This window comes from Tsuneonella sp. HG249, from assembly GCF_053819205.1.
On sequence record NZ_JBSOQY010000001.1, the window covers coordinates 1,508,638 to 1,521,325 of the forward strand.

Annotated in this window: 15 protein-coding genes and 2 tRNA genes; 10 read left to right on the forward strand and 7 right to left on the reverse strand. The window is 64.2% G+C overall.

Annotation, left to right across the window (positions count from 1 at the left end; genetic code table 11):
* Nucleotides 1-58 precede the first annotated feature (58 nt).
* Both ACWPM1_RS07535 and ACWPM1_RS07540 read right to left on the reverse strand, forming a co-directional pair.
* Nucleotides 59-328 carry a succinate dehydrogenase assembly factor 2 gene (locus ACWPM1_RS07535; RefSeq protein ID WP_455694224.1) on the reverse strand — a complete coding sequence of 90 codons (270 nt, stop codon included), beginning with the start codon at nt 326-328 and terminating at the stop codon, nt 59-61.
* Nucleotides 329-366: 38 nt separating this feature from the next.
* On the reverse strand, nt 367-867 hold the full coding sequence (locus ACWPM1_RS07540; RefSeq protein WP_455694225.1) for a hemerythrin domain-containing protein: 501 nt from the start codon (nt 865-867) through the stop codon (nt 367-369).
* A 113-nt stretch (nt 868-980) separates the two neighbouring features.
* On the opposite strand from ACWPM1_RS07540, the gene recG reads away from it, so the two are divergent.
* The 3 genes from recG to ACWPM1_RS07555 are packed head-to-tail and all read left to right on the forward strand — an operon-like array spanning nt 981 to nt 4,311.
* Nucleotides 981-3,041 (forward strand): ATP-dependent DNA helicase RecG, encoded by a 2,061-nt coding sequence (gene recG, locus ACWPM1_RS07545; RefSeq protein WP_455694226.1) that lies wholly within the window; start codon nt 981-983, stop codon nt 3,039-3,041.
* A 41-nt stretch (nt 3,042-3,082) separates the two neighbouring features.
* Nucleotides 3,083-3,820 carry an energy transducer TonB gene (locus tag ACWPM1_RS07550; protein ID WP_455694227.1) on the forward strand — a complete coding sequence of 246 codons (738 nt, stop codon included), beginning with the start codon at nt 3,083-3,085 and terminating at the stop codon, nt 3,818-3,820.
* Between the two features lie 38 nt (nt 3,821-3,858).
* Complete coding sequence (locus ACWPM1_RS07555; RefSeq protein ID WP_455694228.1) at nt 3,859-4,311, forward strand: DUF411 domain-containing protein; 453 nt, start codon at nt 3,859-3,861, stop codon at nt 4,309-4,311.
* A gap of 73 nt (nt 4,312-4,384) precedes the next feature.
* Here ACWPM1_RS07555 and ACWPM1_RS07560 read toward each other — a convergent pair.
* A tRNA-Pro gene (locus ACWPM1_RS07560) sits at nt 4,385-4,461 on the reverse strand.
* A gap of 101 nt (nt 4,462-4,562) precedes the next feature.
* Between ACWPM1_RS07560 and ACWPM1_RS07565 the strand changes: the two genes are divergently transcribed.
* The 5 genes from ACWPM1_RS07565 (at nt 4,563) to ACWPM1_RS07585 (ending at nt 9,890) form a co-directional block, all read left to right on the forward strand.
* Nucleotides 4,563-5,495, forward strand: coding sequence for a thymidylate synthase (locus ACWPM1_RS07565; protein ID WP_455694229.1), 933 nt, complete (start codon nt 4,563-4,565; stop codon nt 5,493-5,495).
* Between the two features lie 82 nt (nt 5,496-5,577).
* Nucleotides 5,578-6,870 (forward strand): thiamine pyrophosphate-dependent enzyme, encoded by a 1,293-nt coding sequence (locus tag ACWPM1_RS07570; RefSeq protein ID WP_455694230.1) that lies wholly within the window; start codon nt 5,578-5,580, stop codon nt 6,868-6,870.
* 53 nt (nt 6,871-6,923) lie between these two features.
* Nucleotides 6,924-7,922 carry an alpha-ketoacid dehydrogenase subunit beta gene (locus tag ACWPM1_RS07575; protein ID WP_455695139.1) on the forward strand — a complete coding sequence of 333 codons (999 nt, stop codon included), beginning with the start codon at nt 6,924-6,926 and terminating at the stop codon, nt 7,920-7,922.
* Nucleotides 7,923-9,260: a dihydrolipoamide acetyltransferase family protein gene (locus tag ACWPM1_RS07580; protein WP_455694231.1), complete on the forward strand. Its 1,338-nt coding sequence runs from the start codon at nt 7,923-7,925 to the stop codon at nt 9,258-9,260.
* A gap of 33 nt (nt 9,261-9,293) precedes the next feature.
* On the forward strand, nt 9,294-9,890 hold the full coding sequence (locus ACWPM1_RS07585; RefSeq protein WP_455694232.1) for a YdeI/OmpD-associated family protein: 597 nt from the start codon (nt 9,294-9,296) through the stop codon (nt 9,888-9,890).
* Here ACWPM1_RS07585 and ACWPM1_RS07590 read toward each other — a convergent pair whose 3' ends face one another.
* Complete coding sequence (locus tag ACWPM1_RS07590; RefSeq protein ID WP_455694233.1) at nt 9,891-10,307, reverse strand: hypothetical protein; 417 nt, start codon at nt 10,305-10,307, stop codon at nt 9,891-9,893.
* A gap of 164 nt (nt 10,308-10,471) precedes the next feature.
* On the opposite strand from ACWPM1_RS07590, the gene ACWPM1_RS07595 reads away from it, so the two are divergent.
* Nucleotides 10,472-10,548, forward strand: a tRNA-Asp gene (locus tag ACWPM1_RS07595).
* A gap of 154 nt (nt 10,549-10,702) precedes the next feature.
* Here the strand turns inward: ACWPM1_RS07595 and ACWPM1_RS07600 are convergent.
* A complete protein-coding gene (locus ACWPM1_RS07600; protein WP_455694234.1) occupies nt 10,703-11,005 on the reverse strand; it encodes a hypothetical protein in 303 nt (100 codons plus the stop codon).
* Between the two features lie 223 nt (nt 11,006-11,228).
* Entirely contained in the window at nt 11,229-11,381 is a 153-nt protein-coding gene (locus ACWPM1_RS07605) for a hypothetical protein (protein WP_455694235.1), read from the reverse strand.
* Nucleotides 11,382-11,629: 248 nt separating this feature from the next.
* Here ACWPM1_RS07605 and ACWPM1_RS07610 point away from each other — a divergent pair, with 248 nt between their 5' ends.
* Nucleotides 11,630-11,824, forward strand: a complete 195-nt coding sequence (locus ACWPM1_RS07610) for a hypothetical protein (protein WP_455694236.1) — start codon at nt 11,630-11,632, stop codon at nt 11,822-11,824.
* A 349-nt stretch (nt 11,825-12,173) separates the two neighbouring features.
* Here ACWPM1_RS07610 and ACWPM1_RS07615 read toward each other — a convergent pair whose 3' ends face one another.
* A complete protein-coding gene (locus ACWPM1_RS07615) occupies nt 12,174-12,377 on the reverse strand; it encodes a hypothetical protein (RefSeq protein WP_455694237.1) in 204 nt (67 codons plus the stop codon).
* Between the last annotated feature and the right edge of the window lie 311 nt (nt 12,378-12,688).

The following is a 12,688-nucleotide window of genomic DNA, read 5'->3' on the forward strand; positions in this document are numbered from 1 at the left end:
GGGAGTTCTGAGCTGCAGATAGGGCCAACGCCCGGTTGGGCAACCGGTTTCCGGTGTTTCAGTGGGCTTTTACGTAATCGAGCCGTTGCATGGCTGCCATGTGCTCACCGGCGAGCCCGGGCGGAACCGGCAGGGTGCCCAGCGCCCAAGCCATCACATCGACATCGTCTTCTTCGAGGAGGTCCTCGAACCACGCAAGCGCCCGCTCGTCCCACGTCGCGTGATAGCGATCGAAGAACCCCCCGATCATGAAGTCAGCCTCGCGCGTACCGCGATGCCACGCGCGAAATTTCGCGCGGGCGAAGCGGGATGCGAGGTCTGCGGACACCGCACGGCCTTAGCCACGCGGCGACCGAATGGCAAAACTCAAGCCTCGACCGCGCTCAACTCGGCCGGCGGAAGGCCCGCAGTCTCCGCCTGCGCCTTGAGCTCTTGCTTGCGAGCAAGCATTGGCTCGAGCAGGGCCTTCATGTCCACGTCCGTTTCTCGCGCCTTGGCGAACATACCGGTCCGGGCCTCTTCTTCTTCCTCGACATGGTGCTCGATCTGCTCTTGCAGCACCTTGACCTTGGCGTCGTAGAACTCTTCGTCCGCGCCGCCGTCCATGATATCGTTGATGAGCACCTTGGCCCCGTCGTGCTCGACGATCGCCTCGTCGATCATGTCCTCTTCGATGGCTCCCCGAAGCGCCGGGTAGAAAATTTCTTCCTCGATCATCGAGTGGATCTTGAGCTCGTTGCAGATCTGCTCGGCAATTGCTTGCTTGTCGCTCCCTTCCGATTCCTCGAACTGCTTGAACAGCGCCTTCACCTCGTCGTGGTCAGAACGCAGCAGCATGATCGCGTCGGTGAATTGCTGTTCGGCCATGAGAGGCTCCTGTATTATAAGTGATCGCCATAACAAGTCGCAAGCAATGGACTCGTTCCGCGCCTAACGATTGTTGGTTCCACGGTGAGCGGCAAAGGGGCTAGGGCAGCGCGATGCGTCCCGACGTTCTAAACCCGCTTTTCGCTGAGGCCGAAACGCTCGAAGGCGTCGGACCGAAGATCAGGAAGCCGCTGGAGAAGCTTGGGCTCACGCGTGTGCGCGACCTGGCCTATCATCTTCCCGATCGTTTCGTGACCCGGCGGCCGGTCGAGAACCTCGATCAGGCCAGCGTCGGTGAGCAGATCGTCGTTGCCTTGACCGTGACCGAGCACCGGCCGCCGCGGAGCGGGCGTGGACCCTACAACGTCCTCGCGACCGACAACCTAGGCAAGTTCGTCTCCCTGACGTACTTCGGCAAGGCCAGCTACACGGCCAGGAAGCAGTTGCCTGTGGGGTCCAGACGGTGGGTCGCGGGCCGGCTCGACCAGTACGGACAGATGCTGCAGATCGTCCACCCCGAGCACGTCGCGGAGGACAGCAGCGGGCTGCTCGGGACGCTGAACGAGCCAGTTTACGCGTTGTCGGAGGGGCTCACCCAACCAAAGGTGGCGGGGCTCGCGGCGCAAGCGCTCGCCCGTCTACCCGCATTGCCCGAGTGGATCGAACCGGGCCAGTTCAAACGCGCAAAGTGGCCCGCATGGGCCGATGCACTGCGCTTGTCCCATAAGGGCGAACATCCCGCAGCGCGGGACCGGCTCGCCTACGACGAACTCCTGGCCAACAGCCTCGCCCTCGCGTTGGTCAAGGCCGACAACCGCAAGCGGCGGGGGCAGGCGTTGCGCGGTGAGGGGGGGGTGCGCAACAAATTGGCGCTGCCGTTTCCGCTCACCGGGGCGCAGCAGCGCTCGATCGGAGAGATTGCAGGCGACCTTGCGCAGGAAACACCGATGCTGCGCCTACTGCAAGGGGATGTCGGCAGCGGCAAGACGGTCGTCGCGCTGGAAGCGATGCTGGTGGCGGTCGAGGCGGGCGCCCAGGCGGTGCTACTGGCCCCGACGGAGATATTGGCGCGCCAGCACTACGAGACTTTGCGACAGATGCTCGCTCCCACGGGGGTGGAAATCGCCCTGCTGACGGGTCGCGACAAGGGCCGCGCACGCGAGTCGATCCTGATGGGCGTGCAGGGCGGCTCGATCCTTATACTCGTCGGCACGCACGCGATCTTTCAGGACACCGTCGCCTATCGCAACCTGGGGCTGGTGGTGATCGACGAGCAGCACCGTTTCGGCGTTTCGCAACGGCTCTCACTCGCGAGCAAGGGGCGGGTCACGCCGCACACATTGGCGATGACCGCGACGCCCATTCCGCGCACGCTGACGCTGGCGCAGTACGGTGAGATGGACGTAAGCCGTCTCGACGAGATGCCGCCGGGGCGTCAGGCGATCGATACCGTTGTCATCAGCGCCGAGCGGATCGGAGAGGTGGTCGACCGGCTTGCGCGACAACTTGAGGCAGGCGCGCAGGCTTATTGGGTCTGCCCAATGGTCCGCGAACTGGAAAACGAGGACATCGCGGCGGCCGAGGCGCGCTACGCGGCACTTCGAGAGCGCTTTGGTGAGGATGTCGTGCTGGTCCACGGCCAATTGCGGCCCGAGATGAAGGATGCGGCGATGGAACGGTTCGCCACCGGTAACGCCAAGCTGCTAATCGCCACTACGGTAATCGAGGTCGGTGTCGATGTTCCCAACGCAACGCTGATGGTGATCGAGCAGGCCGAGCGCTTCGGGCTTGCGCAGCTTCATCAGCTCCGCGGCCGAGTGGGGCGGGGCAGCAAGAAGTCGGTCTGCGTGCTGCTGCGCGGCGAGGCGCTTAGCGAGACCGGCAAGGAACGCCTCGCGCTGATGCGCGAAACGCAGGACGGCTTTCGCCTTGCCGAAGAGGACTTGCGCCTGCGCGGTGGCGGTGAGCTTCTCGGCACGCGGCAGTCGGGTGACACGCCGTTCAAAGTCGCCAATCTCGAACAGATCCAACGCCTGCTGCCGATCGCCCACGAGGACGCGCGGCTGCTGATGGACCGCGACGGCGGCCTCGCCGGCGAGCGCGGGTTGGCGGCGCGTATCCTGCTCTACCTTTTCGAGCGCGATTGGGGTGTGCAACTTCTGCGGGGCGGATAGCGTTCAGTAAGAATCAATTCCGCCGAAAGTAGCCTGCGCCGATGTACGCCCCGCAGCCTCCCCGCGCCGTGTCGGCCGCACTTTCGACCGGCCTCACCGCCGCGATCGTCGCGTTGCTGGTGTTCGGCTTCGGGGTCACGCGGACAGTGGAGCAGGCTCCGGGGCTATTGGCGATAGAGCTGGAAGAACCGCCGCCGCCGCCCAAACCCAACGAACGGCCCGAGAAGCGCACCTCGACCAAGGCCGCGCCGAAGGAGGAGGCAGGCAGGCGTAACCTCGAGAACAAAGCCACTGCGATCGTCGCCCCGCCCGTCGTGCCGCTGATCAAGCCCCCGCCAGTGGTGACCGCGCCAGCCGCCGATGTCGGTAGCGCGGCCCAGACCGGCGCTTCGCCGATTTTGGGTCCTGGGCGCGGGGCGGGCAGTTACGGCGACGGATTGGGCGGCGGGGGGACGGGGGGCGAAGGCGACGGCTCGGGCGATGGCGAGGCCGTGGTCGGTCCGCGTCGCACGAGCGGCCGGATGGCGTTTGGCGACCTCCCCGAAGGCTTGTTGGCCGAAAATGAAGAAGCCGCGGTGCGGGTGGTCTTTACCGTGCTCGCCACCGGCAGTGTCACCGGCTGCCGGGTGGATCGCTCGAGCGGCTATCCGTCGATCGACGGCCTTACCTGCCGGCTGATCGAGCAGCGCTTTCGCTATCGCCCCGCGCGCGACCGGAAGGGGCGACCTGTACGCTCGATGGTGCGCGAGACCCACAGTTGGTACGCCTCGCCCGAGTGAGCTTGCTACACAGTCGTTGTTCGGCGATGGTCGTCTCCATGATCATCCGTCGTTTCACCTCGATCCTTGGCGCCGCGATCCTGGCGGCCTGCACCGGTGCTGCGCAAGCTGCGCCCTACGTGATGTTCCGTGACCCCGGGTGCGGTTGCTGCAAGGAATGGGCCGAGCACGCCCGCCACGGCCTCGGCCACGAGGTGCAAGTGCGCGAGGACGAGCCGATGGACAGCGTCAAGGCGCGGCTCGGGGTGCCGGCCGATCTCGCTTCCTGCCACACCGTGGTGGTCGAGGGGTACGTGATCGAAGGCCATGTCCCCTCGCGGGAGATCAAGCGGCTGCTGGCCGAGAAGCCCGTGGGCGTAAAAGGGCTGGCGGTCGCCGGTATGCCCATGGGCTCGCCGGGAATGGAGATGGGCGGGCATGTGCAGCCCTATCAGGTCATCGCGTTCGGGGACGGCGGGCGGAAGGTGTTCGCAAGTTACCCTGCGAGGTAACGGCTCCCCCGCTATCGCTTGAAGTTTTTTTCCGCCGAGAAGGCCGCCTGGACCATCCCGAGTCACGAAAAATTGGTCGGGGAAAGAGGATTCGAACCTCCGGCCCCTGCCTCCCGAAGACAGTGCTCTACCAGGCTGAGCTATTCCCCGACCGATCTCATCCCAACCGAAGCTGGGCGAGGCAGGCGGCGGCCTATAGGGATGGGGCGACGGGGTGGCAAGCGGGCTTTTGGCCCGCTAGGGAGGGCTCCATGCTCACCGGCCCGCTCCACCCAGAAGCACAGTACCTCGACCTCATGCGGCGCATCTGGCGTGAAGGTTCCGTGCGGATCGATCGTACCGGAGTGGGCACCCGCTCAGTCTTCGGCGCGACGCTCCGGTACGATCTTGCGTTCGGCGAAATGCCACTCGTCACCACCAAGCGGGTCTACTGGAAGACCGCCACGCGCGAGCTACTGTGGTTCCTCACTGGCGAGACCAACATCCGCCCGCTGGTGCAGCAGGGCGTGCATATCTGGGATGACTGGCCGCACGCTCGGTACGTCTGCGAGACCGGCGATAACATGCCGATGAAGCGCTTCATCGAGCGCATAATCGACGATGTTGCATTCGCTGAACAGTGGGGTGATCTTGGCCCGGTATATGGCAAGCAGTGGGTCGACTGGCCGACTTACCGCTACCGCCCCGACGGGCTCTTCGAACCGGGCGAGGGCATCAACCAGGTCGCGCAAGTGGTCGAATCGCTGCGCACCAACCCGGGCAGCCGCCGCCATATCATCGAAGGCTGGAACGTCGCGGAGCTCGACCGGATGGCGCTGCCGCCGTGCCACAAGACCTACCAGTTCCACGTCGCCGACGGAAAATTGAACGGGCTGCTTTACCAGCGCAGCTGCGATGTCGCGCTAGGTCTGCCGTTCAACTTGTGGTCCGCCGCGCTGCTCCAGCGGATGCTCGCGCAGCAGGCCGATCTCGAACCCGGCGAGTTCGTGTGGATGGGGGGCGACGTGCACCTCTACCGCAATCACGCCGAGCTGATCGAGGAGCAGCTCACGCGGGAACCGCAAGGGCGCCCACGGCTTGAGATCGTGCGGCGGCCGGAGAGTATTTTCGACTATCGGATCGACGATTTCGAGGTGACTAATTACACCCCGCTCGGCGCGCTCAAGGCGCCGGTGGCGGTCTGACGGGTCGCTTGTTGACTCGTAAGCCCGCTTTGAAATAAAATAACGCCGTTGTAAAAGATTGATACGACGCGGGAGAGCGCAGATGGCCGCAACGGCTAACGGACGGGGAGCGGCAGGCCACAACCGGCCGGCGCTCAAATTCCACGTCCCCGAACCCAGGTACCGCCCCGGTGATGCGGTCGATTTTTCGCATATCAAGGTCAGCGAACCGGGCGCCCAGTCGCGTCCCGACGAGATGTGCGCGCCGATCGAAACGCAGGGACTCGCGAACGACCTGATCCGCGTGCTCGGTGACGACAACGCCGCCTATGGGCCATGGGATCCGAAGCTCGACGCCGACACGCTGCGCCAGATGCTCAAGACGATGGCGCTTACCCGCGCGTTCGACGAGCGGATGTATCGCGGGCAGCGGCAGGGCAAGACCAGCTTCTACATGAAGTGCACCGGCGAGGAGGCGACCAGTGTCGCCGCCGGAATGGCGCTCGCGGCTGACGACATGGTTTTCCCGAGCTACCGACAGCAGGGCATCCTGATCTCGCGAGGCTATCCGCTGGTCGAGATGATCAACCAGATCTATTCGAACCGCGGCGACAAGCTGAAAGGCCGCCAGCTTCCGATCATGTATTCGAGTCGGGCGCACAGCTTCTTCACGATCAGCGGCAACCTCGCCACGCAGACACCGCAGGCGGTGGGCTGGGCGATGGCAAGCGCCATGCGTGGCGACAGCCGGATCGCAGCGACCTGGGTCGGCGAGGGCAGCACCGCGGAAGGCGACTTCCACGCCGCCTGCCTTTTCGCGACGGTCTACAACGCGCCGGTGATCCTCAACGTCGTCAACAATCAGTGGGCGATCTCCAGCTTCAGCGGGTTCGCCGGCGGTGAGCGCGCGACCTTCGCCGCCCGCGGCGTGGGTTACGGCATCGCCTCGCTGCGCGTCGACGGAAACGACGCTCTCGCCGTGTTTGCCGCCGAGCAGTGGGCTGCCAACCGCGCCCGCGCCAACGGCGGTCCGACGCTGATCGAGCACTTCAGCTACCGCGCCGAAGGGCATTCGACCTCCGACGACCCCAGCCAGTACCGCAGCGCGCAGGAACGCAGCGAATGGCCGCTCGGCGATCCGATCATGCGCCTCAAGAACCATCTAATCCATCTCGGCGAGTGGGACGAGGAGCGGCAGGAAAAGCTCGACCTCGACTGCGCCGAGCAGGTCAAGGCCGCGACCAAGGACGCCGAGAAGAACGGCATTCTCGGCCACGGACTTCACCATCCGTTCCACACGATGTTCGAGGATGTGTTCGAGGAACTGCCCTGGCACCTCGAGGAGCAGGCCGCGCAGGCGATCCGGGAAAGGGAAATCAAGTGGCCAGCAGCCTGACCCTCGACGATTCGCCGGTCGGTCTCGCCGACGCGCCTTCGCGCAACATCAACATGATCGAGGCGATCAACGACGCGCTCGACATCATGCTCAGTCACGATCCCGCCGTGGTGATCATGGGTGAGGACGTGGGATACTTCGGGGGAGTCTTCCGCGCGACCGCCGGGCTGCAGGAAAAGTACGGCAAGACCCGGGTATTCGACACGCCGATCAGCGAATGCGGGATTATCGCTGCTGCGATCGGCATGGGTGCCTACGGCCTGCGCCCGGTGCCCGAGATACAGTTCGCCGACTACATCTATCCCGGCATCGACCAGCTCATCAGCGAAGCCGCGCGCCTGCGCTATCGCTCGGCGGGCGAATATATCGCGCCGATGACCGTGCGCAGCCCCTTCGGTGGGGGCATCTTCGGCGGCCAGACTCACAGCCAGAGCCCGGAATCACTTTTCACCCATGTGTCGGGCATCAAGACTGTGATCCCCAGCACCCCTTACGACGCCAAGGGCCTGCTGATTGCGGCGATCGAGGACAACGACCCCGTCGTGTTCTTCGAGCCCAAGCGGATCTACAACGGGCCGTTCAGCGGCTACTACGACAAGCCGGTCGAGCCGTGGAAGAACCACCCCGACAGCAAGGTGCCCGAAGGGTATTACAGCATTCCGCTGGGCAAGGCGCGGACCGTGCGCGAAGGTGAGGCGCTGACGATCCTCTGCTACGGCACTATGGTGCATGTCACGGCCGCCGTCGCGCAGGAGAAGGGCGTCGATGCGGAGATCATCGACCTGCGCACGCTGGTGCCGCTCGATATCGAGGCGATCGAGGCCTCGGTCGAAAAAACCGGGCGCTGCCTGATCGTTCACGAAGCGACCCGCACCAGTGGCTTCGGGGCCGAGCTTTCCGCCCTGGTGCAGGAACGGTGCTTCTATCATCTCGAAGCCCCGGTCGAGCGCGTCACCGGGTTCGACACCCCCTATCCGCACAGCCTCGAATGGGCATACTTCCCCGGGCCGATCCGCATCGGCGAGGCGATCGACAAGATTCTGGAGGCCTAGGTGGGCAGGTATACGTTCAAGCTTCCCGACATCGGCGAAGGCATCGCCGAGGCCGAGATCGTGGCGATGCACGTTAGGCCCGGCGACCGGGTCGAGGAAGACCAGCAGATCGCCGACATGATGACCGACAAGGCGACCGTGGAGATGGAAAGCCCCGTCGCGGGCACCGTGGTCGAGGTCGCAGGCGAGGCGGGCGATGTCATCGCCATCGGCTCGATGCTGGTGGTGATCGAGACCGAGGGTGCGGCTTCGGTGGACGAGCGCGCCGCGCCTGTAACCACTGCCGACACCGCACCAGCACCGAAGGCCGATGTGGTCGAGCAACGCATCGAAGCGGAGAATTCCGACGCTTCCGATGCTGACGATGTTGTGGAAACGCCGAAGTCCGCGCCGCCACCCGAGCCAGCTCCGGCTACGAAGCCTGCCGCCATGTCGGCCCCTGTGCCCATGGCCAAAACCTCGCACGCGAAAGTTCTCGCCACTCCGGCGGTCCGTCAGCGTGCGCAGGCACTCGGCATCGATCTGGGCGAGGTCCGCCCGGGCGAGGAAGGGCGTATTCGCCACGCCGACCTCGACGCCTTCATCGCCTATGGCGCGCCCACCGGTCACGCCCCGGCGGGCCCAACCCGCGCCGACGAGACGGTCAAGGTCATTGGGCTGCGCCGCCGCATCGCCGAGAACATGGCAGCGGCGAAGCGCCACATTCCTCACTTCACCTATGTCGAAGAGTGCGACGTCACCGAGCTGGAACGCCTGCGCGAACAGCTCAACGCCGCGCGGGGCGACAAACCCAAGCTGACCATGCTGCCACTGCTGATCGCCGCGATCTGCAAGACCGTCCCCGCGTTTCCGATGATCAACGCGCGCTACGACGACGAGGCGAACGTCGTCACCCGCCACGGCGCGGTCCACCTCGGCATGGCGACGCAGACCGACGGCGGCCTGATGGTCCCGGTGATCCGCGATGCACAGGCGAAGAACCTCTGGCAACTGGCGACCGAGATCCGCCGCCTGGCTGACGCCTCGCGCGACGGCTCGGCGAAGTCGAACGAGCTCAGCGGATCGACGCTCACCGTTACCTCGCTCGGGCCCTTGGGCGGAGTGGCAACCACCCCAGTGATCAATCGGCCTGAAGTGGCGATTATTGGCCCCAACCGCATTGTCGAGCGGCCGATGTTCGTGCCCGACGGGATGAGCGGCGAGCGGGTGGAAAAGCGAAAGCTGATGAACATTTCGATCAGCTGCGACCACCGAGTGGTCGACGGTTGGGATGCAGCGAGCTTTATCCAGGCCGTCCGCAAGCTGATCGAGACACCGGCTCTTCTGCTGGTCAACTGAGGCGGTTACGTGTTGCCTGAGAGGGAGGGCAGCATGAACACCGACCCGCGCATCGACGCTTACATTGCTAAGGCCGCGCCGTTCGCGCAGCCGATCCTTACCTACCTGCGCGCGCTGGTGCACGAAGCGCTTCCCGATGCCGAAGAAGGCATCAAGTGGGGCATGCCGCACTTCATGTTGCGCGGTAAGAACATCGCGGGCCTGGCCGCGTTCAAAGCGCACTGCGCTTTCGTGATCCACGGCGAGGGGCGCCAAGGCGGTGCCGACGCCGAAGGAATGGGCGGCTACGGCAAAATCGGGTCGCTTGCGGACCTCGCGCCGAAGGACGAGCTGGTCGCCACTGTTCGAGCGGCCGCCGAACGGGCGACGAGTTCGGTCAGGTCGACGGCGCCGGCCCAGAAGAAACCGCCGAAAGCCGAGATTCCCATGCCTGAAGACTTTCGGGCCGCCTTGGCCGCCACTCCGGGAGCGCGGGAGAAGTTCGATGCCTTCCCACCGGGCGCTCGCCGCGAATATCTCGAGTGGATCGTGAGTGCCAAGCGCCCCGAGACGCGGGCGAAGCGGATCGAAACGGCGTGCGGCCAGTCGGCCGAGGGCAAGAAGATGAACTGGAAGTACGAGAACTGCTGATCAGCGGACGATCGCGCTATAGGTCAGCCGGCCTGCCGGCGCACCCGTCACCTTGAGCCGCAAATGGGTCACGTCTTCGGCGGAAGCGAGGCGGCCGCCGACTCTGAGTAGGCCGATCTCTCCCCAGCTCCGCCCGCCGTCGATCGACACTTCCACCTCGTCGTTGCCCGCACGCTGGAACGACAAGGCCCGGGGCACCGCGCTCTGGACGGTGAACCGGCCGGCCGCGTCCGCGCGCCACTCTACGACGAGGATCACCTTGTCGCCCTTCTTCAGCGTCGATGCGGGCTCGAGCGCACGCATGCCCTCGGTTGCGCGCTCCACGTAGACGGAGCGTTCGATATCGACGGCGCCGTTCGCGAAAGCAGTGCCCGCCGCCAGGCACATAACGCTGCCCAATCCGAGCCCGAAACGCATGAAAAAGTCCCCCTCGCTCCATGTTCGGAGCGGAGCGACACTGGCCCGATATGGTTAATTTTCGCTTTCCGAAATGCGGGGCCGAATGCCCTCGGCCTCGCTGTTGACAGCCCTATTTCGACCGCCTAGGGGCGCTGCTCCCAAGCGGTGCGAACCCCAAATGCGCGGGTGTAGCTCAGTTGGTTAGAGTGCCGGCCTGTCACGCCGGAGGTCGCGGGTTCGAGCCCCGTCACTCGCGCCACTTGGGGCCTCAAAACATAGAGTTTTCTGCCGGTTAGGGCCGAGAACAAAGGGTGTCGGCTTTGCCGTGTAAGCACCTTGTAAGCAGGCAAAGAAAAGGGCCACCGACTTACGCCAGCGGCCCCGGATCGTCTGCCTCGCGGCGATGAAACTTGTTAGAGCACCAGCCAATTGTCGCCGGCGGGCGAAAGCGGTCCCTTGGACTGATCCTCGCCGTAGTGGCCACAGTATCCTCCGCTATCCGGCTCCTGGCCGTCGTGCTCGAAATCATCGTCGCTGATGATGCAGCCGGCCCCGGTCGACCATTGAGCCGTCAGATCGGTGTTTATGCCGTCCTCGTCGCACTGACCGCTAGGATCGTCCTCTTCCAGGTCTGGGTCCCCATCCCATACGTCTAGCAATTCGACGAGCACCTCGATCGCGTTGCTGAGCTCGTTGCGATTGAACCGGTCCAGCATTCGCGATGCGACACGGGCGGCCGCGGCGGGTGGAAACCTCTTGGAGGTAATGACGCGGGCGGATTCCGCCCCTAGTGCGGCTGTAGCCATGATGATCTCCATGCGATCGTTGTGGTCAGAGCCGGGGGGGAGGTACGAACTTCCCTTCGGCTCGCCTATTTGGTATCAGAAGCTGATGAGCCCAGCAAGTTCTGATATCAGATCGCCAAAGCGCCCGGGTCAGTCAGGCACGCCCGTGATGCTGCGTCTGCAGCCCCATGATCTCGAGGCGCTCGATCTTTGGATCGCTGCCAATGCACCAGGCGAGAGCCGTCCTGAGGGCCTGCGTCGCATCCTTCGACTTGTGGCGATGAGGATCCCGCGGACCTGAGGTCATAGCTGCTTGAGGATAACCTCACGCGCTTTCTTGCGAATCAGCGTCGCCCGTGGATTCCTATCGAGTTGATAGTCCCAAAACGACAAAAGCCCGGCGTTTGCGGCGCCGAGCTTCCTGTCAGGGGCAAGTCGTGCGGCCTTCCTTAGACCAACCGCGCGACCGGGTTATTCCCCGTTCTGGTGGCGTAGAAACCACAAGAGAGGGGTGCCCGTCAAGACTGGTCGTAACGCAGAAAGGTTAAACTGCACATGACGATCCGACCAGCGAAGCGCTACCGCGCGAAGCTCAACGATGAGACCATCTGTGAGATCCGACGTAGGCTCGCCCTAGGCGAACTGCAGCACGATATCGCGGCCGATCTCGGCATCAATCAAGGGCGCGTTTCCGAGGTAAAAACCGGCAAGCGCAAGCCTGCGAACGATAATCAGTTGGGCCTAGTGTAAGGCAATTCGGGCCGCCGGCTCTCGAAAGGGGGCCGGCGGCTTCGTGCATAGATACAGTTAGCGGAGCCACCCTCGCGAATGCCGCTCATTCGCTGGAACCCTTTTGAGCAGCTGCGGTTGATGAAATGGGCGCCCTTGACACCCCCCTCCAGTCGGGCGCCCGATCCGTTCAATGCCCGACCTACTCTCTCCCGCTTCGGCGGGAGTTTTTTTAGCGCCGTCTCAGCCAGAACTCGACCAGTAGGAATACGACCGCGCCGCACGCGAAGATCGCTAGAGCTACGGTCATGGTCCCAGACACAGCGGCCTCCCGACCGCAGTATTATGCGCCGATGTTAATTTTGGCGAGTCAAGTCTCTTCCCAAGGATCGTTCTCAAACTGCCAGTGGTGAGGGCCCTGGGGCGGCGGGCCACCTGTCCAGTCGCCTAGTTCGCCAAGCCAGCTTTGCAGCTCGCGGACTTTGGTAGGCGCCAACTCGAGTATCATCGCTTCGGTGGCCTCGAGCGCGCCTGCCAGATAGGCCGCCCGCATCGCGGGATCTTCGTAACGCATGCCAACACGGCTAGATAAGCGGCACTTGCGTTGTCACTTACGTAAGTTCGTCACGAGCGGCCTAACTTAGGATGACTTGCAGTCGGCCGAGAGTCTCGGATTCTAATCAAGATTAGTGAATTAAAACAGGCGATCGGGCGTTTTTTTACAAGCGTCGAATCAGCGCCTTTCATATCTCATAACAGCGACCCGAAGGGCTCATCGCTCCCATGATGAGACCTCCACTTGCGGCCTCGGAGCGATCCGGGGCCGCTTTTTGTTGCCTACCCGCTCCACACTGATGGCCCGTTGCAATGCTCGGCAGTGAAGTC

Bases quoted from the DNA above. Each gene is read 5' to 3' on its own strand.
- ACWPM1_RS07540 (WP_455694225.1), bottom strand. From the start codon at position 867: ATGGCCGAACAGCAATTCACCGACGCGATCATGCTGCTGCGTTCTGAC.
- recG (WP_455694226.1), top strand. From the start codon at position 981: ATGCGTCCCGACGTTCTAAACCCGCTTTTCGCTGAGGCCGAAACGCTC.
- ACWPM1_RS07550 (WP_455694227.1), top strand. From the start codon at position 3,083: ATGTACGCCCCGCAGCCTCCCCGCGCCGTGTCGGCCGCACTTTCGACC.
- ACWPM1_RS07555 (WP_455694228.1), top strand. From the start codon at position 3,859: ATGATCATCCGTCGTTTCACCTCGATCCTTGGCGCCGCGATCCTGGCG.
- ACWPM1_RS07565 (WP_455694229.1), top strand. From the start codon at position 4,563: ATGCTCACCGGCCCGCTCCACCCAGAAGCACAGTACCTCGACCTCATG.
- ACWPM1_RS07570 (WP_455694230.1), top strand. From the start codon at position 5,578: ATGGCCGCAACGGCTAACGGACGGGGAGCGGCAGGCCACAACCGGCCG.
- ACWPM1_RS07575 (WP_455695139.1), top strand. From the start codon at position 6,924: ATGATCGAGGCGATCAACGACGCGCTCGACATCATGCTCAGTCACGAT.
- ACWPM1_RS07585 (WP_455694232.1), top strand. From the start codon at position 9,294: ATGAACACCGACCCGCGCATCGACGCTTACATTGCTAAGGCCGCGCCG.
- ACWPM1_RS07590 (WP_455694233.1), bottom strand. From the start codon at position 10,307: ATGCGTTTCGGGCTCGGATTGGGCAGCGTTATGTGCCTGGCGGCGGGC.
- ACWPM1_RS07600 (WP_455694234.1), bottom strand. From the start codon at position 11,005: ATGCTGGACCGGTTCAATCGCAACGAGCTCAGCAACGCGATCGAGGTG.
- ACWPM1_RS07605 (WP_455694235.1), bottom strand. From the start codon at position 11,381: ATGACCTCAGGTCCGCGGGATCCTCATCGCCACAAGTCGAAGGATGCG.
- ACWPM1_RS07610 (WP_455694236.1), top strand. From the start codon at position 11,630: ATGACGATCCGACCAGCGAAGCGCTACCGCGCGAAGCTCAACGATGAG.
- ACWPM1_RS07615 (WP_455694237.1), bottom strand. From the start codon at position 12,377: ATGCGTTACGAAGATCCCGCGATGCGGGCGGCCTATCTGGCAGGCGCG.